Genomic DNA, 22986 nt, shown 5'->3' on the forward strand with positions numbered 1-22986 from the left:
TGCATCCGCACATTATCGAAACAGCCCCGAAACCTCAACGGCCAGGCAGGGCCCTCGCCGCGCCGCCCACCGCCTCGGCCGCACCGGCCGATTCCGCGACACCTCATCCGAACAGGGCATCGGACGTCACGCGACGAGGATCGCCGGCCACCCGGACTCCCGGATTCGTTTCCGAAAGTTTCGGTACGCCGGTGCCGCCCGCCCCGCGCCGCGCCTCCGCCAGCCGACGTTCGCCGCCGACGGTCCGGCGGGGCCGGGGCGGCCGCCCTAGCCGACGGTGTCGACCTGCGCGGCGAGCCAGCGGAGCTGGTGACGCTGCTGCACGGCCTCGCCCCCCTCGTGCTGGTTGAAGGGGTAGACGTGGATCTCGCGCACCGGCGGGGTCGACCGGCCGTTGCCGGCGCCGTACTGGTTGTAGGCGGCGAAGCCGGTGCTCGGCGGGCAGACGGTGTCCCGCAGGCCGATCCCGAACTGCGCGGGCGCGACCGCACGGCGGGCGAAGGCCACCCCGTCGACGTAGGACAGGGTCCGCCGGACCGCCTCCTCGACCCCCCGGTTCGCGGCCAGATAGCCGACGATCTCACCGTACGGCGAGGCGTCGGTCAACTCGATGGCCCGCTGGACGTGGCAGAGGAAGGGCGCCGTGGTGAGCACGGCGGCCAGGTCGTCGACGAGCCCGGCCACCGCGAGGGCGAGCCCGCCGCCCTGGCTGTTCCCGGCGACCACGACCCGGTCGGGATCGACCCCGGGCAGCGCCCGGACGGCCTGGACCGCGCGGACCGCGTCGGTGATCAGCCGCCGGTAGTAGTAGTCCCCGGGCGTCAGGATCCCCCAGGTCACCGGCCACGGGCCGCCGGGCGCCCCGGCGCGGGGATCGGGGGTGTCGCCGGCACCGTAGCGGCCGGCCTGGCCCCGGGAGTCCATCAGCAGGTGGGCGTAGCCGGCCACCGGCCAGGTCAGCCGTTCGTGCGGCAGGCCCCGGCCACGGCCGTAGCCGAGGTACTCCACCACGGCGGGCAGCGGACGGTCGACGCCGGCCGGGCGGGTGTACCAGGCCCGGACCGGGTCGCCGCCGAACCCGGCGAAGGTGACGTCCCAGGTGTCGACCAGACGCAGGTCGGTCGGTTCGGCCCGGACGTCGACGAGCACCGGGACGGCCGACGCCGCCCGCAGCGTGGTGCGCCAGAACGCGTCGAAGTCGTCCGGCTCGGCCACCACCGGCGCGTACCGGCGCAACTCGTCGAGGGGAAGGTCGAACAGGGGCACGACGCCCTCCCGGGGGTCGAGGGGTGGACGGGCGGGGAAACCGGTCGACAGGCCACCGATCGACACCCGAAAATTTCGGCCCACCCTACCAACGATTGCCCGCCGTGCGGAGACCTCCATCTATCGGCTGAGCAGCCTGTCGAGCGATCGGTCAGGGCAGCCGGACGCCGTACATCGCCTACCAGCAGGCTGTTCCATGCCTTGACAGGTCCGATCGATCCCCATAAGTTGCCCGACACGAGCGCCGGAACGTTCTCCGAAACTTTTCGGGAACCCAGGCCGGCGACCACGTGTGACGGTCGACCCCACCGGGGCGGTTCGCCGGCACCGACCGGAAGGGTGTGGCATGGAGAGCCTGTTGCCCGTCGACGACAGCCCGGCCTCCCCCGCCACCGACCGGTGGCGGGACCGGACCCGGTCCCCCGCCGAACGGGCCGACGCGCTCATCCCGTTGATGACCCTGGAGGAGAAGATCGCCCAGCTCGTCGGCGTCTGGGTGGGCGCGGACGCCTCCGGGGAGGGGGTCGCCCCGCACCAGGCCGACATGGTCGACAGCGGGTTGTCGTGGGACGCCGTCATCCGCCACGGGCTCGGTCAACTCACCCGGCCCTTCGGCACCGCGCCGGTCGACCCGGTCCAGGGGGCACGCTCACTGGCCACGGCCCAGGCACGGATCGTGGCGACCAGCCGGTTCGGGATCCCGGCCCAGGTGCACGAGGAGTGCCTCACCGGCTTCGCCGCCTGGCGTGCGACCGTCTACCCCGCGCCGCTGAGCTGGGGCGCGTCCTTCGACCCCGAGCTGGTCGAGGAGATGGCGCACCGGATCGGCCGGTCCATGCGCGCCGCCGGGGTCCACCAGGGCCTCGCCCCGGTGCTGGACGTGACCCGTGACTACCGGTGGGGCCGCACCGAGGAGACGATCGGCGAGGACCCGTACCTGGTCGGGACGGCCGGCGCGGCGTACGTCCGGGGTCTGGAGTCCGCCGGGGTGGTCGCCACCTGCAAGCACTTCGCCGGCTACTCGGCGTCCCGGGGCGGACGCAACCTGGCCCCGGTGTCGATGGGCCGACGGGAACTCGCCGACGTCATCCTGCCGCCGTTCGAGATGGCGCTGCGGCTGGGCGGCGCCCGCTCGGTGATGCACTCCTACGCCGAGATCGACGGGGTGCCCGTCGCCGCCGACGAACACCTGTTGACCCGGGTACTCCGCGACGAGTGGGGGTTCAGCGGCACGGTCGTGGCGGACTACTTCGCCGTCCGTTTCCTGGAGACCCTGCACGGCGTGGCCGCCGGACCGGCGGATGCCGCCCGGCTCGCGCTGCGCGCCGGCATCGATGTCGAACTGCCCACCGTGGACGCCTTCGGCGCCCCGCTGGTGGCGGCGGTCCGCTCCGGTGCGGTCGAGGAGGCGCTCGTCGACCGCGCGCTGCGCCGGGTGCTCGTGCAGAAGATCGAACTCGGCCTGCTCGACGAGGAGTGGCAGCCGTACCCCGACGGTCTCGACGGCCTCGTGTTCGACGACGAGGACGACCGGGACGTCGCGCTGCGTCTGGCCCGCGAGTCGGTCGTCCTGCTGCGCAACGACGGCGGGCTGCTGCCGCTGGCCCCCGGGCGACGCGTCGCGCTCGTCGGCCCGGTCGCCGACGACCCGATGGCCCTGCTGGGCTGCTACTCCTTCCCCCTGCACGTGGGGGTGCGGCATCCCGGGCACGACACGGGCGTGGACATCCCCTCGCTGCGTGACGCCCTCGCCGAGCTGCACCCGCAGCTCGGTCACGTGCCCGGCTGCGCGGTCACCGGCGAGGACACCTCGGGCATCCCGGCGGCGGTCGCCGCGGCGGCCGACGCCGACGTGTGCGTGCTGGCCGTCGGGGACCGCGCCGGCATGTTCGGCCGGGGCACCTCCGGCGAGGGCTGCGACGCGGTCGACCTGCGGCTGCCCGGCGTGCAGAGCGAACTGGTCCGCGCCGTGCTCGCCACCGGCACCCCGGTGGTCCTGGTGCTGCTCAGCGGGCGGCCGTACGCGCTCGGTTCCGAATTCGACCGGGCCGCCGCCGTCGTGCAGGCCTTCTTCCCCGGGCAGCGGGGCGCGCAGGCGGTGGCCGAGGTGCTCACCGGCGCGGTGAACCCGTCCGGGCGGCTGCCGGTCGGTGTGCCCCGGGACGCGGGCGGACTGCCGGGCACCTACCTCTCCCCCGTCCTGGGCCGCCGCTCCGAGGTGTCGTCGGTCGACCCCACGCCGGCCTTCCCGTTCGGCCACGGCCTCGGCTACACCAGCTTCGACTGGCGCGACCCGACCGTCCGGAACCCCACCGACCCGCCGGTCGCCGACGCTGCGGAGACCGACGGGGGCCGACCGGAGACCGACGGTGGACCGGGAATCGACGGTGGGCCGGAGACCGACGGCGGCACGCCGACGCCCGGGAGCGGCCGGCCGGTCGACTGGGCGGTCGACGGCGAGGTCCGCGTCGAGGTCACCGTCCGGAACACCGGTACCCGTCCCGGCACCGAGGTCGTCCAGCTCTACCTGCACGACCCGGTCGCGCAGACCACCCGACCGGTGGTCCGCCTGGTCGGTTACGTCCGGGTGCCGCTGGCGGCGGGCGCGGCGGCGCGGGTCGCCTTCGAGGTGCCCGCCGACGTCACGTCCTTCACCGGCGTGCACGGTCGGCGCGTCGTCGAGCCCGGCGACGTGGAGCTGCGACTCTCCCGGTCCAGCGCCGAGGTGGTCGCCGCCCTGCCGCTGCGCCTGGTGGGCCCCGAGCGCGAGGTCGGCCACCACCGGCGGCTGCTGTCGACCGCCCGGGTCGAACCCGTCCCTACCCATCACGGCTAGGGGGTCCACGATGCGCGCTCCCGGCGTGCTGCGCCCACCACCGGACCGGGGCCGCGCCCTGCCGTCCGGCGGTGCCGCCGGCCGTCGCCGGCCCCGGTACGGCTGGCGGCGGACGCTGCGGCGGGACTGGCAGCTCTACTCCCTGGCCGTCCTGCCGCTGCTGTTCTTCCTGGTCTTCCGGTATCTGCCGATGGCCGGGAACGTGATCGCCTTCCGGCGCTTCGAACCCGGGGGCAGCATCTTCGGCGAACGGTGGGTCGGCCTGCGGTACGTCCGGATGTTCCTCGCCGACCCCACGTTCTGGGAGGTGTTCACCAACACCCTGGTCCTGGGCACGTTGACCCTGCTGTTCTGCTTTCCGCTGCCGATCGTGCTGGCGCTGCTGCTCAACGAGGTCCGGGCCCGGCGGCTCAAGCGGTTCGTCCAGTCGGTGTCCTACCTGCCGCACTTCCTCTCCGTCGTGATCGTGGCGGCGATGGTGATGCAGTTGCTCTCGGTGGACGGCACGGTGAACCAGATCGTCGGCGCGTTCGGCGGCGAGGAGGTGCCCTTCCTGCAACGGCCGGAGTGGTTCCGCACCGTCTACGTCTCCTCGGAGGTCTGGCAGACCGTCGGCTGGGGCACGATCCTCTACCTCGCCGCGCTGACCACGATCGACGACGACCTCTACGAGGCGGCCCGGATCGACGGCGCGAACCGCTGGCGGCAGACCTGGCACGTCACCCTGCCGGGCATCCGGCCGACGATGGTGACCCTGCTGATCCTCAACATCGGCACGTTCATGGCGGTCGGGTTCGAGAAGATCCTGCTGCTCTACAACCCGTTGACCTACCCGACCGCCGACGTCATCTCCACGTACCTGTACCGGATGGGCTTCGAGTCCAGCAACTTCAGCTACGCCGCGGCGATCGGGCTGTTCGAGGCCCTGATCGGGCTGATCCTGGTGCTCACCGCGAACACCATCTCCCGGCGCACGGTGGGGACGAGCCTGTGGTGACCGTGGACACCGGGACGGACCGGCAGCGGGCCCGCCGGCCGCGGGGACCCCGGCCGACCCGGGGGTACCGGGTGTTCCAGGCGGTCAACGCGATCGTCCTGACCGTCGTCGTGATCGTGACGCTGTACCCGTTCGTCACCATCGTCGCCCGGTCGCTCAGCGACGAGGCGTACATCATCGCGGGGAAGGTGAACCTCGTCCCGCGCGGGTTCGACCTGACCTCGTACAAGCTGGTGACGTCCGATCCGCTGTTCTGGACGAACTACCGCAATACCGTGGTCTACACGGTCGTCGCCACCGCCATCGCGATCGTGCTGACCACCTGCTACGCGTACGTGTTGTCGAAGCGGGACCTCCGGGGCCGGGGCGCGCTGGTCGGCGTCGCGGTGTTCACCATGTTCTTCTCCGGCGGGCTGATCCCCCACTACGTGCTGATCACCAGCCTGGGCATGAAGAACACCATCTGGGCGGTGGTCGTACCCAACGCGATCAACGTGTTCAACCTGCTGGTGATGAAGGCGTTCTTCGAGAGCCTGCCGACCGAGTTGGAGGAGGCCGCCGCCGTCGACGGACTGGACACGTACGGCATCCTGCTGCGGATCGTGCTGCCGCTGTCGAAGGCGATCATCGCCACCATGGTGCTGTTCTACGCGGTGTCCTTCTGGAACTCGTGGTTCACCGCGTTCCTCTACCTGGACCGGCAGGAGTTGTTCCCGGTCACGGTCTACCTGCGCAACCTGATCGCCGGGGCCACCGGCGCGGGGTCGGCCGGCGGGGTCGCCGACGCCGACGCGGTCCAGGCCGCCGCCACCCTCCAGTCCGTCACCATCGTGCTCACCACGCTGCCGATCCTGCTGGTCTATCCCTTCGTCCAGCGGTACTTCGTGTCCGGGGTCATGCTCGGCGCGGTCAAGGGCTGACCGGCTCCACCCACCCCACCACTACCCGAACCGAAAGGACGAGCCATGGTCCACAGAACGTGGCGCCGCGCGGCGGTGGTCGCGGCCGGTCTGCTCACGCTCAGCCTCGCCGCCTGCTCCGAGGACTCGCCCGAGGCGAAGGACCTCACCGGGAACCGGGCCGGCGCGATGGCCGAGTACGGCGTCGGCGACCAGTTCAAGGCCACCGCGCCGGTCTCCTTCTCCGTCCTCTACAACAACCACCCGAACTACCCGCTCAAGAAGGAGTGGCTGTTCTGGTCGGAGCTGGTCAAGCGGACCAACGTCACGCTCGAACCGGTGGCCGTGCCGCTGAGCGACTACGAGCAGAAGCGCAGCCTGCTGATCGGCGCGGGGGACGCCCCGATGATCATTCCGAAGACGTACCACCCGCAGGAGAACGCCTTCGTCTCCTCCGGCGCGATCCTCCCGGTCAGCGACTACCTGGACCTGATGCCCCACTTCAAGGACCGGGTCGCCACCTGGAACCTGCAACCGGAGATCGACTCGCTACGGCAGTCGGACGGCAAGTTCTACCTGCTGCCCGGTCTGCGCGAGAAGCCCATCCAGGACTACTCGCTGGCGGTGCGGGTCGACATCCTCGACCAGCTCGGCCTGGCCGTGCCGAAGACCTGGGACGATCTGTACGGCGTGCTCAAGGCGATGAAGACGCGCTACCCGGACACGTACCCGTTCTCCGACCGGTGGAGCAAACCGACCCCGGGCGGCGCCCTGCTGAACATCCTCGGCAGTTCCTACGGCACCCAGGCCGGCTGGAACTACCAGCACGCCACCTGGGACCCGGCCGCGAAGCGGTTCGCCTACACCGGCGGCAGCGAGCAGTACAAGCAGATGATCGAGTACCTGCACAAGCTGGTCGCCGAGGGGTTGCTGGACCCGGAGAGCTTCACCCAGAGCGACGAGGCCGCCCGGCAGAAACTCGCCAACGGCAAGTCGTTCGTCATCGGCGCGAACGCGCAGACCCTGGTCAACGACAACCGGCCGGACCTGGCGAAGACCCAGCCGAACGCCCGGCTGGTGAAGATCCCGTTGCCGCTCGGTCCGGCCGGGGAGATCAACCCGGAGACCCGCCTGGAGAGCGGCATCATGATCTCCAAGAAGGCCCGGGAGAGCGAGCACTTCGTGGCGATGATGCAGTTCATCGACTGGCTCTGGTACTCCGACGCCGGCCAGGAGTTCGCCCGGTGGGGCGTCGAGGGGACGACGTACACGAAGGACGCCGCCGGCAAGCCGACGCTCACGCCGGACGTCAACGTCGTCGGACTCAACCCGAAGGCCACCAAGCACCTCCAGAAGGACTTCGGTTTCTACAACGGCGTGTTCGCCGCCTACGGCGGTAGCACCGACCTGATGCGGTCGTTCTTCTCGCCCGAGGAGCAGGAGTTCCAGAAGGTGATGGACGCCCGGCAGCCGAAGGCGGTCGCGCCGCCGTACCCGTTCACCGACGAGGAGCGGGAACAGGCGTCGCTCTGGGAGACCCCGCTGAAGGACCACGTCACCCAGAACACGCTCAAGTTCATCCTCGGGCAGCGTCCCCTCACCGAGTGGGACGCGTACGTCTCCGAACTGCGGGCGAAGAACGCCGATCAGTACATCGACCTGGTCAACAAGGCCCACGACCGCTTCCAGAAGGACAACGGCTGATTCCCGGTCGGGTCCGGGACAGCGGGCCCGGTGCGCAGGAGAGGACGACGATGCGGATCCGGATCCCCGACCAGCCCACCGGCCGGCTCGGCGACGCGTGGCGGGCCTGCGTGGGCACCGGCCGGTTCGACCTGGCCCTGCGACGCGACCACCAGGAGTCACTCGCCCTGGTGCAGCGGGAGATCGGCTTCCGGCACATCCGGGGGCACGGCCTGCTCAGCGACGGCGTCGGCGTGCACCGCCGGTACGCGTACCAGGGCGCACCCCGCGTCCGGTACGCCTTCACGTACGTCGACCAGGTCGTCGACGCGTACCTGGAGCTGGGGATCCGGCCCTTCGTGGAGCTGGGGTTCATGCCGTCCGGGCTGGCCTCCGGCGACCAGACGGTGTTCTGGTGGCGCGGCAACGTCACCCCACCGGCGTCCTGGACCGAGTGGGCCGACCTGGTCCGGACCACCGTCGCGCACCTGGTCGACCGGTACGGCGTCGAGGAGGTGCGCCGCTGGCCGATCGAGGTGTGGAACGAGCCCAACCTGACCGCGTTCTGGGCCGGCGCCGACCGGGAGGCCTACCACCGGCTGTACGAGGTGACCGCGCACGCGGTCAAGGAGGTGGACGCCGACCTCCAGGTCGGCGGACCGGCCATCTCCCCCGGCGCGGACGAGTGGCTGCTGCCGTTCGCCGAGTTCGTCACCGCCCGCGCGGTGCCGGTCGACTTCGTCAGCCGGCACGCCTACACTTCCGGCCCGGCGCAGCACGTGCCGTTCGGCACCCACCAGACCCTCGCCCCGGCGGCCAGCCTGCTCGACCAGTTCGCCGCGCCCCGGCGGCACCTGGCACACACCCCGCTGGCCGACCTGCCGGTGCACATCACCGAGTTCAACTCCTCCTACCGGCCGGACAACCCGATCCACGACACCGCCTTCCACGCCGCGTACCTGGCACCGGTGGTGGCCGCCGGCGGCGACCTGGTCGACTCGTTCTCCTACTGGACGTTCAGTGACATGTTCGAGGAGGAGGGGGTGCCGACCGCGCCGTTCCACGGCGGCTTCGGGCTGCTCACCCACCGGCAGGTCAGGAAACCGACCTACCACCTGTACGCGTTCATGGCGCGGCTCGGCGACCAGATCCTGGCCCGGGGCACCGACCACCTGGTCACCCGGGACGACACCGGACGGGTGACGGTGCTGGCCTGGGCGCCGGTGGACGTCACCGGACGGGAACCGGTCGACCGGCACGCCCTGGCGCTGTCGGTACCGCTCGACGTGCCCGGGGCGACGTCGGCGTTCGTGCTGCGCTCGTCGGTCAGCGAGGAGAGCGGCAACGCCTGGCGGGCCTGGTGCGAGCTGGGCCGGCCCCGGTCGCCGCGTCCCCGTCAGCTCGACGTGCTGCGGGAGGCCGCCGAGCCGGCCCGTACCCACCGGAGCCTCCCGGTCGTCGACGGCCGGGTCGCGGTGGACCTCACCCTCGCCCGGCACGAGGTGACCCTGGTCGAGGTGTCTCCGGTCCGCGACGAGACCCCACCGTGGTGGGACGAGGGCCGCCTGTTCGGACTGCCCGGCCGCGCCGGGGGCGACGCCGGCCCGCACCCGGGCGGCGACCGGACCGACCGGGCGGAGCAGCCGTGAGCGACACCGCGCCCACCTGGCGGCAGTTCGGCGACGGTCCCCTCTCCCGGGTCGCGGCGCTGGTCCACACCCTGCTGGTGGTCGAGGCGCTGCTGGTGCTCACCACCCTGCCGGGGCTGGTCGGGCTGGTGCTGCTCGCCCGGGACGTCAGCAACCTGCCGCTGGCGGCGGTCTGCGCGATCCCGCTCGGCCCGGCCGTCGCCGCCGCCCTGTACGCGCTGCGACACCAGCGCCCGGACCTGACCGACCTGCGGCCCGCCGCCCTGTTCTGGCGGGGCTGGCGGGTCAACCTCGGCCCGGTGCTGCGGGTCTGGCTCCCGCTGCTGCTGTGGCTGACCGTCGTCGCGGTCGACCTCGCCCACCGCTGGGCCGTCGGCCTCCCCGGCTGGTGGGCGGTGTCGCTGGTCGCCGTCGCCGGGGCGGCGGTCCTGGTCGGGACCAACGCGCTGGTGATCACCTCGGTGTTCACGTTCCGGACCCGGGACGTCGCCCGCCTCGCGGTGTACTTCCTCGTCCGGACCCCGGGTGTCACGTTCGGCCACGTCTGCGTGCTTGCCCTGGCGGCCGGGGTCACCGCGGTCGCCTCGGAGGCGGTGCTCGCGCTGCTGGGCGCGGTGTTCGTCGGCGCGCTCGGCTGGACCAGCGGCCCGATGATCGACACGATCGGGAAGGAGTTCACGGCATGACCCTGCCCCGCACCGCGAAGGTGCCCTTCGGAGGGGACTACAACCCGGAGCAGTGGCCGCAGGACGTGTGGAAGCAGGACTACCAGCTCTTCGACCTGGCCCGGATCGACACCGTCACGCTCGGCGTCTTCGACTGGGCGCTGACCCAGCCCGCGCCGGACGTCTACGACTTCTCGCTGCTGGACCGGGTCGTCGACCGGGCCGCCACGGAGGGACGGATGATCTGCCTGGCCACCGGCACCGGCGCGCACCCGGCGTGGCTGGCCCGCGCCCACCCGGAGGTGTGCCGTACCGACTTCGAGGGCCGCCGGCACCGGTACGGGCAGCGGCACAACTCCTGCCCCAGCTCTCCGGTGTTCCGTCGGCTCTCCGCCGAACTGGCCCGCCGGGTGGCCCGGCGCTACGCCGGCAACCCGGCGGTGGTGGCCTGGCACGTCGGCAACGAGTACGGCGGGGCCTGCTACTGCGACCTGTGCGCCGCCGCCTTCCGGGGTTGGCTGCGCGACCGGTACGGCTCCCTCGACACGCTCAACGCCGCCTGGTACACCACCTTCTGGTCGCACACCTTCACCGACTGGGCGGAGATCGAGCCGCCGTCGGCGCTGACCGAGCACTGGCGCGGCCCGGACCACACCGCGTTCCAGGGCATCACGCTGGACTACCTGCGGTTCATGTCCGACGCGATGCTGACCAACTTCCGCGACGAGAAGGCCGCCATCCGCGAGTCCAGCCCGGACCTGCCGGTCACCACCAACCTGATGGGCATGTACCGGCCGATCGACTACCACCGGTGGGCCCCGCACCTGGACTTCGTCTCCTGGGACAACTACCCGCCGGATGACACCTCGGCCGCGCGGACGGCGTTCACCCACGACCTGATGCGCGGCCTGAAGGACGGGCAGCCGTTCTGGCTGATGGAGCAGACGCCCAGCGTCACCGCCTGCCGGGACGTCAACCCGCTCAAGCGTCCCGGGGTGCTGCGGCTGTGGAGCTGGCAGGCGGTGGCGCACGGCGCGGACGCCGTGCTGTTCTTCCAGTTGCGGGCGTCGCGGGGGGCGTGCGAGAAGTACCACGGCGCGGTGATCGGCCACGCCGGGCGGTCCGACACCCGGGTGTTCCGGGAGGTCGCCGACCTGGGCGCGGAGCTGGACCGGCTGGGCGGGGCGACGCTGGGCGCACGGACCCCGGCCCGGGTGGCGCTGCTGTTCGACTGGGACAGCTGGTGGGCGCTGGAGATCTCCGACGGCCCGTCCCGGCTGGTCCGTTACCCGCAGGTCGTGCTGGCGTACCACCGGGCGCTGTGGGACGCCGGTGTCGACGTCGACGTGGTGGCGGTGAGCGCCGACCTGTCCCGCTACGACGTGGTCGTCGCGCCGGTGCTGCACATGGTCAGGGGTGACCTGGCCGATCGGCTGGCCGGGGTGGCCGCCCGGGGCGGGTCGGTGGTCACCACGTTCCTGTCCGGCCGGGTCGACGAGCACGACCAGGCGTTCCTGGCCGACGTGCCCGGCCCGCTCGGGCCACTGACGGGGGTCCGGGTCGACGAGTGGGACGCCCGCGAGGCGGACGTGGTCAACCCGGTCCGCCTCGGCACCGGACCCGACCAGGTGGAGGTCGCCTCCCAACTGATCTTCGAACTGGTGGTGCCGCAGGGGGCCGAGGTCGTGGGCACCTACCGGGCCGACTTCTACGCCGGCACCCCGGCCGTCACCCGCAACGCGTACGGTGCGGGTGAGGGCTGGTACGTCGCGGCCGGGCTGGACCCCACCGGCGTGTCCTGGGTGCTGCGACGGGTGCTGGAGCGCCACCACCTGGTCGGCCCGTACGCGGACGTGCCGGACCTGGAGTCGACGGTCCGGGTCACGCCGGACGGCACCCGGCTGCGGTTCCTGCTCAACCACGCCGCCCGGCCGGTCCAGGTGACCGCCCGCACCGCTGGCGTGGACCTGCTGACCGGCGACCGGATCTCCGACGGCGGGGCGGTGCGGCTGCCGGCGTACGGCGTCGTGGTGCTGAAGGAGGAACGGTGAGCGACGTCGCGCCGACGGTCCACCCCGCCTGGCTGCCGACGGAGGCGTTCGGGCCGCTCGGTCGCCGGCACACGACGGTGCACGGCACGGGGTTGCTGGTCGACACCGTGGTCGGCGAGATCGCGCGGGTCTGCGCGCGGTACGGCGGCACGGTCCGACGCGCTCCAGCGGCCGTTCCGGTCCCCGCCCCGACCACCGCGCCGCCGCTTCCCGACCCGACGCCCGCACCGCCGGTGGCCGGACCGGACGGGGACGCCGACCTGCTGTTGGCGCTGCGGGACGCCGTCGCCCTGCCGGCCTGGGCACGCCGGTTGACCGGCCGGGCCGACAGCCCTCTCGGCGACGAGGGTTTCCTGCTGGCCGGCTCGGGTGACCGCACGCTGCTGCTCGCCGACGCGCCGGCCGGCCTGCTGTACGGGCTGTTCCACCTGGTCCGCCTCGGCCGGGCCGCGTTCGACGCCCGCCCGGTCGAGTGTCACCGTCCGGCGCTGGCGCGGCGCATGCTCGACCACTGGGACAACGTCGACGTGCACCCGGTGAGCGGGCAGGTGGAGCGCGGGTACGCGGGCGGTTCGATCTTCTGGCGGGACGGCGCGGCCCGCGGCGACCTGACCCGGGTACGGGAGTACGGACGGCTGCTGGCGGCCTGCGGGGTCAACGCGGTCGCGGTGAACAACGTCAACGTGCACGCCAGCGGGGCACGGTTGCTCACCGATCGGCTCGGGGACGTGGCCGCCATCGCCGACGTGCTGCGCCCGTACGGCGTGCGGGTGCACCTGTCGGTCACCTTCGCCGCTCCGGTCGTCCTCGGCGGCCTGCCCAACGCCGACCCACTGGACGCGGCGGTCCGCGCCTGGTGGGCCGCCGCCACCCGGCGGGTGTACGACCGTATCCCGGACTTCGGCGGCTACGTGGTGAAGGCCGACTCGGAGGGGCAGCCCGGCCCGTTCACCTACGGACGTGACCACGCCGACGGGGCGAACCTGCTGGCCGCGACGCTGGCCCCGTTCGGCGGCGTGGTGCACTGGCGGGCGTTCGTCTACGACCACCGCCAGGACTGGCGGGACCGGTCCACCGACCGGGCCCGGGCCGCCTTCGACCACTTCGCCCCGCTCGACGGACGGTTCCGGGAGAACGTCATCCTCCAGGTCAAGCACGGCCCGATCGACTTCCAGGTCCGGGAGCCGGTCTCCCCGGTGCTCGCCGCCATGCCGGCCACCCGGCTCGCGGTGGAGGTGCAGGTGACCCAGGAGTACACCGGGCAGCAGCGGCACGTCTGCTACCTCGGTCCGTGGTGGAGCGAGATCCTGGGCTTCGCGCCGTGGGGTCCGCAGGGCCCGACCGTGGCCGACGTGGCCGCCGGGGCAGCGTCCACCCGCGACGGTCGGGCCGGCGCGGGCGGGGGCCGGAGCGCGACGGCGGGCGGTGGGCTGGTGGGGGTCTCCAACGTCGGCGACGACCCGTTCTGGACCGGACACCCGCTGGCCCAGGCCAACCTGTACGCCTTCGGCCGGCTCGCCTGGGATCCCGGCCTCGACCCGGTCGCCGTCCTGGACGAGTGGATCAGGCTCACCTTCCCGCCGACCACGACCGGTGACCCGGGGTTGGTGCGGCGGACCCTGCACGCCGTGCTGGACGGTTCCTGGTGGACCTACGAGCGGTACACCGCCCCGCTGGGCGTGGGCTTCATGGTCCGCCCCGGGCACCACTACGGCCCGGACGTCGACGGGTACGAGTACACCCCGTGGGGCACGTACCACTTCGCCGACCGGGACGGCGTCGGCGTGGACCGGACCCGCGCCACCGGCACCGGCTTCACCGGCCAGTATCCACGGCCCTGGTCGGAGCGGTACGAGGACCTCCACGGCTGCCCGGACGAGCTGCTGCTCTTCTTCCACCACGTGCCGTACGGACACGTACTGCGCAGCGGTCGCACCGTCATCCAGCACATCTACGACACCCACTTCGCCGGGGTGGAGCAGGTGGAGGCGATGCGCGGGCAGTGGCGGCGGTTGGCCGGGCTGGTCGACCCGGCGGTGTACGCCCGGGTGAGTGAACGCCTCGACGAGCAGCGGCGTTGCGCGGCGGAGTGGCGGGACCAGGTCAACAGCTACTTCTTCCGGAAGTCCGGGGTGCCGGACGAGCACGGCCGGCGGATCTGGTGACCCGCTCCGTAGAATCGCCGCCGTGCCCGAGATCGTCCAGTTGCTGGCCTCGCCCGTGCACCGTTACGTGGGCCGGCCGGCCGACGGCCCGGCACCGGCCGCCCCCGACGAGATCGTCGAGGAGGTCCGGCTCCGGGCCGGGCTCGGCATCGTCGGCGACCGCTACTTCGGCCGGCCCGCCCACCGCGACGCGAGCGTCACCCTGATCGCACGGGAGTCCCTGCCACCCGGGGCCGACCTGACGCAGGCCCGGCGCAACATCCTGACCGCCGGCCTCGCCGTGGACGAGCTGGTCGGGTCCGTGCTGGTCCTCGACTCGGGCCAGGGACCGGTCAGCCTGCGGGTCAACCGCGCCGCCCACCCCTGCGCGTGGATGGACGCCACCATCGGCCCGGGGGCCTGGAAGGCGTTGCGCCGCCGGGGCGGCGTCCGCTGCACCCCGCTGACCGACGGCACGCTGCGCGTGGGGCCGGTCGAGGTCACCGTCGTCCGCTGACCCGTCCCGGGCGCCCCGGCCCGGCCGGGGAACCCGGTCACCCCTGCGGGTCCGGACGGAACCGGTAGCCCATGCCGGGTTCGGTGACGAGGTGGCGGGGGCGGGCCGGGTCGTCCTCCAGCTTGCGACGCAGTTGGGCCAGGTACTGGCGCAGGTAGTTGGTCTCGTTCTGGTACTCCGGCCCCCACACGTCGTGCAGGAGCTGCCGCTGGCTGACCAGCTTGCCGGGGTGACGCAGCAGCTGTTCCAGGACGCCCCACTGGGTGGGGGTCAGCCGGACGTCGGTGCCGTCGTCCCGGGTGACGGTACGGTCGGCGAGGTTCACGGTGTGCCGGCCGATCCGCACGGTGACGACCGCGTTGTCGGCGGCGCCGTGCAGGCGGCGGGTGACGGCGCGGATCCGGGCGAGGAGTTCGTCGATCCCGAAGGGCTTGGTGACGTAGTCGTCGGCGCCCGCGTCCAGGGCGGAGACCTTGTCCTGGCTGCCGGCCCGACCCGAGAGGACGATGATCGGGACGCTGGTCCACCCCCGCAGGCCCCGGATGACGTCCACCCCGTCGAGGTCGGGCAGTCCCAGGTCGAGCACCACCAGGTCGGGCGGCTGGCTGGCGGCGAGCTTCAGCGCCGTGGCGCCGGTGTCGGCCACGGCGACGTCGTAACCCCGGGCCCGTAGGTTGATCCGCAGGGCGCGGAGGATCTGCGGTTCGTCGTCGACGACGAGGATGCGGGTCACTCCGGTGGCCCTTCCGGTCGGGGTGGCGCGGCGGGCAGCCGCAGCACCATGGTGAGGCCGCCGCCGGGGGTGGTCTCCGGGGTGATGCTGCCGCCCATCGCCTCGGTCAGGCCCCGGGAGAGCGCGAGACCGAGACCCACGCCGGTGGTGTTGTCCCGGTCACCGAGACGCTGGAACGGCAGGAAGACGTGCTCCCACTGGTCCTCGGGGATCCCGGGACCGGTGTCGACCACCCGTAGCTCGACCTGACCGGCGTGCGCGCTGGCGGTGATCCGGGGCGGTCGTCCGGGTGGGCTGTGCCGCAGCGCGTTGGCGACGACGTTGACCAGCACCCGCTCCAGCAGTCCGGGATCGGCGGTGGCGGCGGGCAGGTCGGCGGGGATGTCGGTGGTGACGTTCCCGGCGACCGGCCCGAGTTCGTCCAGCGCCCGGGGCACGACGTCCTCCAGGCCGACCGCGGTGGCGGCGACACCGAGCGCTCCGGCCTGGAGGCGGCTCATGTCGAGCAGGTTGGCGACGAGCCGGCCCAGCCGGTCGAGGGACTCGTCGGCCGTGGCGAGCAGTTCCGCCCGGTCCTCGGCGTCGAACTCGACGTCCGGGCTGCGGAGGCTGGACACGGCGGCCTTGGCCGAGGCCAGCGGGGTACGCAGGTCGTGGCTGACGGCGGCGAGCAGCGCGGTACGCATCCGGTCGGCCTCGGCCAGCGGACGGGCGGTGGCGGCCTCCTCGGCGAGCCGTTCCTGCCGCAGCGCGACGGCGGCCTGCGCGGCGAACGCCTCCACCACCCGCCGGTCGGCGGCGTCCAGGCGCCGCCCGGCGAGGACCACGGTGAGCCGTTCGTCGACCGGAACGGTGGTCTCCCCCGCGCTCGGGCTGGTCGGGGGCGCGTCACCGACACCGGCGACGATCCGCCAGGCGCTCGCCTCGCGGGCCCGGTCGGGGCGGCCCTCCGCCTCGGCGGTCAGTTCGAGCACGCCGACCGCGCGCAGGCCGAAGGTCTCGCGCAGCCGGTCCAGCAGCGCCGGCAGCGGCCGTTCCCCGCGCAGCACTCCCTGCGCCACGGTGGCCAGGGTCTGCGCGTCGGCGGACGCCCGGGCCGCCTCCCGGGTCCGGCGGGCGGCCAGGTCGACCACCCCGCTGACCGCGACGGCGACCCCGACGAACACGCCGAGGGCGAGCAGGTTGTCGCCCTCGGCGATGGTCAGCGTCCGGAACGGCGGCGTGAAGAACCAGTTGAGCAGCAGGGAGCCGCCGAGCGCGGCGAGCAGGGCCGGCCAGAGGCCACCGATCAGGGCGACCCCGACCACGGCGGCCAGGAAGATCAGGATGTCGTTGGTGAGGGTGAGGTCGGGCAGCGCGTCGAGCAGCACGGTCAGCGCGGGCAGGCCGAGCACGGCCACCGCGAAGCCGACCAGCCGACGCCGCCGGGACAGCGCCGCCGGCACCGCGCCGGCCCGCCGGCCGCGCCCCGCCTCCGGGTGGGTGACCAGGTGCACGTCGATCGGCCCGGACCGGGCGGTCGTGGTGACCCCGACACCCGGGGAGAGCAGGTGGGCGAGGCGGGCCCGGCGGCTGGCCCCGAGGACGAGTTGGGTGGCGTTGACGCCCCGGGCGAAGTCGAGCAGCGCGGCGGGCACGTCGCCGCCGAGCACCTGGTGGTAGGTGCCCCCGAGGCTCTCCACCAGGATCCGCTGCCGGGCGAGCCGGGCCGGGTCGGCTCCGACCAGGCCGTCGCTGCGGGCGACGTGCACGGCGAGCAGGTCGGCGCCCTTGCTGCGGGCGGCGATCCGGGCGGCCCGCCGGATCAGCGTCTCCCCCTCCGGGCCGCCGGTGAGCGCGACCACCACCCGTTCCCGGGCCTCCCAGGTCGCCTGGATGCCCTGTTGGGCCCGGTACGCGTCGAGTTGCTCGTCGACCTTGTCGGCGAGCCAGAGCAGCGCCAGTTCACGCAGCGCGGTGAGGTTGCCGACCCGGAAGTAGTTGCCCAGCGCGGCGTCGATCCGGTCGGGGCGGTAGACGTTGCCGTGTGCCATCCGGCGGCGTAGCGCCTGCGGCGTCATGTCGACCAGTTCGACCTGCTCGGCCGCGCGGACGACCTCGTCGGGCACGGTCTCCCGCTGGGTGGTGCCGGTGATCTGGGCGACCACGTCGTTGAGCGAGTCGAGGTGCTGGATGTTCACCGTCGACAGCACCGAGATACCCGCGTCGAGCAGTTCCTGGACGTCCTGCCACCGCTTGGCGTGGCGGGAGCCGGGCACGTTGGTGTGGGCCAGCTCGTCCACCACGGCCAGCTCCGGCCGGCGGGCGAGCACCGCGTCGAGGTCCATCTCGGTGAACCCGACGTCCCGGTGGGTGATCCGGCGACGGGGGACGACCTCCAGGCCGTCGAGCATGGCGGTGGTGTGCGGCCGGTCGTGCGTCTCGACCAGGCCGACCACCACGTCGGTGCCCCGCTCGGCCCGACGCCGCGCCTCCTCCAGCATGGCGTAGGTCTTCCCCACGCCGGGGGCGGCCCCCAGGTAGATGCGCAGTTCTCCCCGTGACACGGCACCATCCTTCCTGGTCGCGGGCCCGCTGCCCACCGGCACCGGCCGCACCGGCACCGGTGGGCCGGCGCGTGCCGCCGGGCGTGGGGCGGGCCGGGGCGCACCGCCCGCCCCACGCGGCCGGTCAGCGGGTGGGGAACCGCTCGTCGAGGGCGAGGTTGAGGGCCAGCACGTCGACCCGGGGGGAACCGAGGAACCCGAGACCCCGGCCGGCCGTGTACGTGGCGACCAGGTCACGGATCCGGGCCGGGTCCACGCCCCGTTCCCTGGCCACCCGTGCCACCTGGAGGTCCGCGTACGCGGGACTGATGTGCGGGTCGAGGCCGCTGCCGCTGGCGGTGACCGCGTCGGCGGGGACGGCGGGCCGCTCCGGCGCGTCGCCCCGGATCGGGGTGACCAGCCCACCGGCGGCGACGTGGTCCTCGCCCGGGCGGGCCGGCTCCACCGGCACACCCTGGTAGCTGGCGAGAAAGGGGGTCGCCGGGGCGGCCTGGTTGACGCTGACGACCCGGGTGACCGGGCCGGTCAGCCCGTCGCGGCGGAAGACGGCCAGCACCGCGCCGACCCCGTCGTCGGTGCAGTAGGGGCGACGCCCGTCGACGCCGTTGAACTCCCCGACCGCCCTGCTACGCGCGCAGACCTGACTGAGCAGGCTCAACGTCGCAGACGCCGGGTCGGTGGCGAGGGTGTCGACGACGCTCTCCGGACCGAGGTTGCTGGCGGCCGTGGCGGTGGGGTCGTAGCCGGCGCCGGCCGCCGAGGGGCGGGACTGGAAGTAACGCGGGACGGGGTTGCCGTCGGCGTCGGTGAAGGACTGGCCGATCAGGGCGCTGCCGACCCTCCGGCCGTCGGCCTCGACCAGCGACCCGTCCGCCCGGTCGGCGAGGCCGGGGAGCCGACCGACGGCGACCAGGGCGAGCGGGTACGCCAGGCCGAGCAGCACGGTGAACACGAGCAGCGCGCGCAGGGCGGCGAGGTGTTGGGCGAGCCAGGTGGGCAGACGCATCACGAGATCCCCGGGACGAACTGGACGAGCAGGTCGATGAGCTTGATGCCGACGAACGGCACCACGATGCCGCCGAGGCCGTAGGTCAGCAGGTTGCGGCGCAGCAGCTCCGACGCGCCGGCCGGGCGGTGGCGGACGCCGCGCAGGGCGAGCGGGATCAGCGCGACGATCACCACCGCGTTGAAGACCACCGCGGACAGGATCGCCGAGGACGGACTGGACAGCCGCATGACGTTGAGCGCGTCCAGGCTCGGGTAGATGCCGGCGAACATGGCCGGGATGATCGCGAAGTACTTCGCCACGTCGTTGGCGATGGAGAAGGTGGTCAACGCGCCCCGGGTGATCAGCAACTGCTTGCCGATCTCCACGATCTCGATCAACTTGGTCGGGTCGGAGTCGAGGTCGACCATGTTGCCGGCCTCCTTCGCCGCCGAGGTGCCGGTGTTCATCGCCACCCCGACGTCGGCCTGCGCCAGGGCCGGCGCGTCGTTGGTGCCGTCGCCGGTCATCGCGACCAGCCGACCGCCGGCCTGCTCCCGCCGGATCAGGGCGAGCTTCTCCTCCGGCGTGGCCTCGGCGAGGACGTCGTCCACGCCGGCCTCGTCGGCGATGGCCTTCGCGGTCCGGGGATTGTCCCCGGTGACCATCACGGTGCGGATGCCCATCCGGCGCATCTCGTCGAACCGTTCCCGCATCCCGGCCTTGACCACGTCCTTGAGGTGGACGACGCCGAGCGCCCGGGCCGGTCGCCCGGCGAGGTGCTCGGCCACCACCAGCGGCGTGCCGCCGATCGCGCTGATCTCGTCGACGATCCGCGAGACCTGGTCGGTGGGGTGACCACCGTGCTCGCGTACCCAGGCCAGCACGGCCGCGGCGGCGCCCTTGCGGATCCGGCGCGTCCCGCCGTCGCCCGCCGCGTCCAGGTCGACGCCGCTCATCCGGGTCTGCGCGGTGAACGGCACGAAGGTGACGTCGGGGAGCAGGTCGGGTCCGCCCGCCCCGAGCCCGAACCCGTTCCGGGCGAGCGCGACGACCGAGCGGCCCTCCGGGGTCTCGTCGGCGAGGCTGGACAGTCGTGCGGCGTCGGCGACGCTCCCCGCGTCCACCCCCTCCACCGGCCGGAATCCGACGGCCTGCCGGTTGCCGAGGGTGATGGTGCCGGTCTTGTCCAGCAGCAGGGTGTTCACGTCGCCGGCCGCCTCGACCGCCCGGCCGCTCATGGCGAGCACGTTGCGCTGCACGAGACGGTCCATGCCGGCGATGCCGATCGCCGACAGCAGCGCGCCGATGGTGGTCGGGATCAGGCAGACCAGCAGGGCGACCAGCACGATCCCGCTGATCCCGGCGTCGGTGATCGCCGGGCTGTCCGGGGCCGCCCCCTGGTAGCCCTTGGCGAAGACCGCCATCGGCTGGAGGGTGACCACGGCCAGCAGGAAGACGACGGTGAGCGCGGCGAGCAGGACGTTCAGCGCGATCTCGTTCGGGGTCTTCTGCCGGTCGGCGCCCTCGACCAGGGAGATCATCCGGTCGACGAAGCTCCGTCCGGGCTCCTGGGTGATCCGGACGACGATCCGGTCGGAGAGCACCCGGGTGCCGCCGGTGACCGCGCTGCGGTCCCCGCCGGACTCCCGGATCACCGGAGCGGACTCGCCGGTGATGGCGGACTCGTCGACGCTGGCGATCCCCTCGACCACGTCGCCGTCGCCGGGGACGACGCCGCCGGCCGCCACCAGCACGACGTCACCCCGACGCAGCTCGGAGGCGGGGACGGTCTCCTCGTCGTACCGGTCCGCCGCCCCCGGCGTCCAGCCGACCAGACGGATGGCGACGGTGTCCCGCCGGGCCCGGCGCAGCGTGGCGGCCTGGGCCAGGCCCCGGCCCTCGGCGACCGCCTCGGCGAGGGTGGCGAAGAGCACGGTCAGCCACAGCCAGCCGGTGATCGCGACGGCGAACACCGACGGGTCGGCCACCGTGAGGACGGTGGTGAACACCGCGCCGATCTCGACGATCAGCATCACCGGGTTGCGCCACAGCGTGCGCGGGTCGAGTTTGCGCAGCGCGTCGGGCAGCGACCGGAGCAGTTGCCGGGGGTCGAGCAGACCGCCCCCGGCCCGGTCGCCCCGGGTCGCCGGGTGGTCGGTGGTGGTCGCGTCGGACGCGTCGTGCGGGGCCCGCGTCACAGTGGTCATGGTTCTCTCTCCCATGGTGCTCACAGCCCCTCGGCGAGCGGGCCGAGCGCGAGGGCGGGCAGGAAGGTCAGCGCCACCAGGATCACCGTGACGCCGACGACCATCCCGACGAAGAGGGGCCGGTCGGTGGGCAGGGTGCCCGCCGAGGCCGGCGTGGGCTGCTGGCGGGCCAGCGAGCCGGCCAGGGCCAGCACGAGGACGATCGGCAGGAACCGGCCGAGCAGCATGCACAGGCCCAGCGCGGTGTTCCACCAGGGCGTGCCGACCGTGAGGCCGGCGAACGCCGACCCGTTGTTGTTGCTGGCCGAGGTGAACGCGTAGAGGACCTCGGTGAAGCCGTGCGGGCCGGTGTTGAGCGCGGTCGTGTGGTTGCCGCTGGCGAGGGCCGCCGCCGTGCCGACCAGCACCAGCGCGGGGGTGACCAGGAAGTACAGCGAGGCGTAGGTGATCTCCCGGGAGCCGATCCGTTTGCCCACGTACTCCGGGGTGCGGCCGACCATCAGACCGGCCACGAACACGGTGGTCACCGCCAGGACGAGCATGCCGTACAGGCCGGCGCCGACACCGCCCGGGGCGACCTCGCCGAGCATCATGTTGACCAGCGGCATCATCCCCCCGAGCGCGGTGTACGAGTCGTGGAACGAGTTCACCGCGCCGGTCGAGGTGAGCGTGGTCGCGGCGGCGTAGGTGGCCGAGTCGGACACCCCGAACCGGACCTCCTTGCCCTCCAGCGCCGCGCCGACCGCCTGCGGGACGGTGCCGTCGCCGGTCAACTCGAAGACGTTGGTGAGGGCGACGCTGACCAGCGCCAGGATCGCCATCACGGCGGCGATCGCGTGCCCCTGCCGGAGCTGGCCGACCATCCGGCCGAAGACCCGGGGCAGGCTGAACGGGATCAGCAGGACCAGGAAGACCTGGAGCCAGTTCGTCCAGGTGGTCGGGTTCTCGAACGGGTGGGCGCTGTTGACGTTGTAGAAGCCCCCGCCGTTGGTGCCGAGCTGTTTGATCGCCTCCTGGCCGGCCACCGGACCACCGGGAACGGTCTGCCCGCCGCCGGTCAGGGTGGTGACCTCGGTGCCGGCGGAGAGGTTCTGCACCACTCCCCCGGCCATCAGGGCGAGCGCCGCGAGCACCGAGACCGGCAACAGGATCCGCAACGTGATCCGGATCAGGTCGACCCAGAAGTTGCCCAGCTCGCCGCTGCGGCTGCGGGCGAAGCCCCGGACCAGCGCGACCGCGACCGCGATGCCGACCGCCGCCGAGACGAAGTTCTGCACCGCCAGCCCGGCCATCTGCACCAGGTGACCCATGGTCGACTCGCCCGCGTACCACTGCCAGTTGGTGTTGGTCACGAAGGACACCGCCGTGTTCCAGGCGCCGTGCGGGACCACCGGGTCGAACCCCAGCGACAGCCACAGGTGCTGCTGGAGGCGCTGGAACCCGTACAGGAAGAGCACGGAGACGGCGGAGAAGGCGAGCACGCTGCGGGCGTACACCCCCCAGGTCTGCTCGACCGCCGGGTCCACCCCGACGAGTCGGAAGACACCCCGCTCGACGCGGGACGAACGGCGGCCGGAGACCACCGCGTACAGGTGGTCGCCGAACGGTCGGTGCACGGTGACCAGCGCCGCCACCAGCGATCCGACGAACAACACGCCGGCTGTCGTCGGAGTCATCAGAAACGCTCCGGGAACAGCAGGGCGACCACCAGGAACACGGCCAGGCCGATCGCCAGGACCAGACCGACGGCGTCGACCGCGCTCACCGCCGCTCCACGCCTCTCACCACCAGGGCGAGCGCCGCGA

Annotated in this window: 16 protein-coding genes; 9 read left to right on the forward strand and 7 right to left on the reverse strand. The window is 73.0% G+C overall.

The features are described from left to right. Positions 1–267: 267 nt before the first annotated feature. Positions 268–1266, reverse strand: a complete 999-nt coding sequence (locus QSK20_RS23465; RefSeq protein ID WP_285790766.1) for an acetylxylan esterase — start codon at positions 1264–1266, stop codon at positions 268–270. A 346-nt stretch (positions 1267–1612) separates the two neighbouring features. On the opposite strand from QSK20_RS23465, the gene QSK20_RS23470 reads away from it, so the two are divergent. From QSK20_RS23470 to QSK20_RS23510, 9 genes are read left to right on the forward strand one after another with little or no spacing between them, the layout of a single operon-like run. Beyond that, complete coding sequence (locus QSK20_RS23470) at positions 1613–4102, forward strand: glycoside hydrolase family 3 protein (protein ID WP_285790767.1); 2490 nt, start codon at positions 1613–1615, stop codon at positions 4100–4102. Positions 4103–4112: 10 nt separating this feature from the next. Further along, positions 4113–5099, forward strand: coding sequence for an ABC transporter permease (locus tag QSK20_RS23475; protein ID WP_285790768.1), 987 nt, complete (start codon positions 4113–4115; stop codon positions 5097–5099). Further along, a complete protein-coding gene (locus QSK20_RS23480) occupies positions 5096–6019 on the forward strand; it encodes a carbohydrate ABC transporter permease (protein ID WP_285790769.1) in 924 nt (307 codons plus the stop codon). The genes QSK20_RS23475 and QSK20_RS23480 overlap by 4 nt, the downstream gene beginning before the upstream one ends. 45 nt (positions 6020–6064) lie before the next feature. Continuing rightward, complete coding sequence (locus QSK20_RS23485) at positions 6065–7702, forward strand: ABC transporter substrate-binding protein (RefSeq protein ID WP_285790770.1); 1638 nt, start codon at positions 6065–6067, stop codon at positions 7700–7702. 50 nt (positions 7703–7752) lie between these two features. Continuing rightward, entirely contained in the window at positions 7753–9330 is a 1578-nt protein-coding gene (locus tag QSK20_RS23490; protein WP_285790771.1) for a GH39 family glycosyl hydrolase, read from the forward strand. After that, positions 9327–10016 carry a DUF624 domain-containing protein gene (locus tag QSK20_RS23495; protein WP_285790772.1) on the forward strand — a complete coding sequence of 230 codons (690 nt, stop codon included), beginning with the start codon at positions 9327–9329 and terminating at the stop codon, positions 10014–10016. The genes QSK20_RS23490 and QSK20_RS23495 overlap by 4 nt, the downstream gene beginning before the upstream one ends. Next, positions 10013–12046, forward strand: coding sequence for a beta-galactosidase (locus tag QSK20_RS23500; RefSeq protein WP_285790773.1), 2034 nt, complete (start codon positions 10013–10015; stop codon positions 12044–12046). Before QSK20_RS23495 ends, QSK20_RS23500 begins: the two co-directional genes overlap by 4 nt. Then, complete coding sequence (locus tag QSK20_RS23505; RefSeq protein WP_285790774.1) at positions 12043–14211, forward strand: alpha-glucuronidase; 2169 nt, start codon at positions 12043–12045, stop codon at positions 14209–14211. Before QSK20_RS23500 ends, QSK20_RS23505 begins: the two co-directional genes overlap by 4 nt. A 22-nt stretch (positions 14212–14233) precedes the next feature. Further along, entirely contained in the window at positions 14234–14707 is a 474-nt protein-coding gene (locus QSK20_RS23510) for a molybdenum cofactor biosysynthesis protein (RefSeq protein ID WP_285790775.1), read from the forward strand. Between the two features lie 37 nt (positions 14708–14744). On the opposite strand, the gene QSK20_RS23515 is transcribed toward QSK20_RS23510, so the two are convergent. From QSK20_RS23515 to kdpF, 6 genes are all read right to left on the reverse strand, one after another. Continuing rightward, complete coding sequence (locus QSK20_RS23515) at positions 14745–15440, reverse strand: response regulator (RefSeq protein WP_285790776.1); 696 nt, start codon at positions 15438–15440, stop codon at positions 14745–14747. Then, positions 15437–17986 (reverse strand): DUF4118 domain-containing protein, encoded by a 2550-nt coding sequence (locus QSK20_RS23520; RefSeq protein WP_285790777.1) that lies wholly within the window; start codon positions 17984–17986, stop codon positions 15437–15439. Before QSK20_RS23520 ends, QSK20_RS23515 begins: the two co-directional genes overlap by 4 nt. Before the next feature lie 124 nt (positions 17987–18110). Further along, positions 18111–18992 carry a potassium-transporting ATPase subunit C gene (locus tag QSK20_RS23525; RefSeq protein WP_285790778.1) on the reverse strand — a complete coding sequence of 294 codons (882 nt, stop codon included), beginning with the start codon at positions 18990–18992 and terminating at the stop codon, positions 18111–18113. Next, positions 18992–21181: a potassium-transporting ATPase subunit KdpB gene (kdpB, locus tag QSK20_RS23530; RefSeq protein WP_285790779.1), complete on the reverse strand. Its 2190-nt coding sequence runs from the start codon at positions 21179–21181 to the stop codon at positions 18992–18994. Before kdpB ends, QSK20_RS23525 begins: the two co-directional genes overlap by 1 nt. A 20-nt stretch (positions 21182–21201) precedes the next feature. After that, positions 21202–22857: a potassium-transporting ATPase subunit KdpA gene (gene kdpA / locus QSK20_RS23535; RefSeq protein WP_285790780.1), complete on the reverse strand. Its 1656-nt coding sequence runs from the start codon at positions 22855–22857 to the stop codon at positions 21202–21204. Next, positions 22857–22946, reverse strand: a complete 90-nt coding sequence (gene kdpF, locus QSK20_RS23540) for a K(+)-transporting ATPase subunit F (protein ID WP_088984567.1) — start codon at positions 22944–22946, stop codon at positions 22857–22859. The genes kdpA and kdpF overlap by 1 nt, the downstream gene beginning before the upstream one ends. Positions 22947–22986: the final 40 nt, after the last annotated feature.

The sequence above is a fragment of the Micromonospora sp. NBRC 101691 genome, assembly GCF_030269285.1.
Taxonomy (GTDB): domain Bacteria; phylum Actinomycetota; class Actinomycetes; order Mycobacteriales; family Micromonosporaceae; genus Micromonospora; species Micromonospora echinospora.

What these genes read in the sequence shown, in the direction of transcription:
- kdpA (WP_285790780.1), bottom strand. Translation starts at nt 22,857, where the DNA reads ATGACTCCGACGACAGCCGGCGTGTTGTTCGTCGGATCGCTGGTGGCG.
- QSK20_RS23475 (WP_285790768.1), top strand. Translation starts at nt 4,113, where the DNA reads ATGCGCGCTCCCGGCGTGCTGCGCCCACCACCGGACCGGGGCCGCGCC.
- kdpB (WP_285790779.1), bottom strand. Translation starts at nt 21,181, where the DNA reads ATGACCACTGTGACGCGGGCCCCGCACGACGCGTCCGACGCGACCACC.
- QSK20_RS23470 (WP_285790767.1), top strand. Translation starts at nt 1,613, where the DNA reads ATGGAGAGCCTGTTGCCCGTCGACGACAGCCCGGCCTCCCCCGCCACC.
- QSK20_RS23485 (WP_285790770.1), top strand. Translation starts at nt 6,065, where the DNA reads ATGGTCCACAGAACGTGGCGCCGCGCGGCGGTGGTCGCGGCCGGTCTG.
- QSK20_RS23525 (WP_285790778.1), bottom strand. Translation starts at nt 18,992, where the DNA reads ATGCGTCTGCCCACCTGGCTCGCCCAACACCTCGCCGCCCTGCGCGCG.
- QSK20_RS23500 (WP_285790773.1), top strand. Translation starts at nt 10,013, where the DNA reads ATGACCCTGCCCCGCACCGCGAAGGTGCCCTTCGGAGGGGACTACAAC.
- QSK20_RS23490 (WP_285790771.1), top strand. Translation starts at nt 7,753, where the DNA reads ATGCGGATCCGGATCCCCGACCAGCCCACCGGCCGGCTCGGCGACGCG.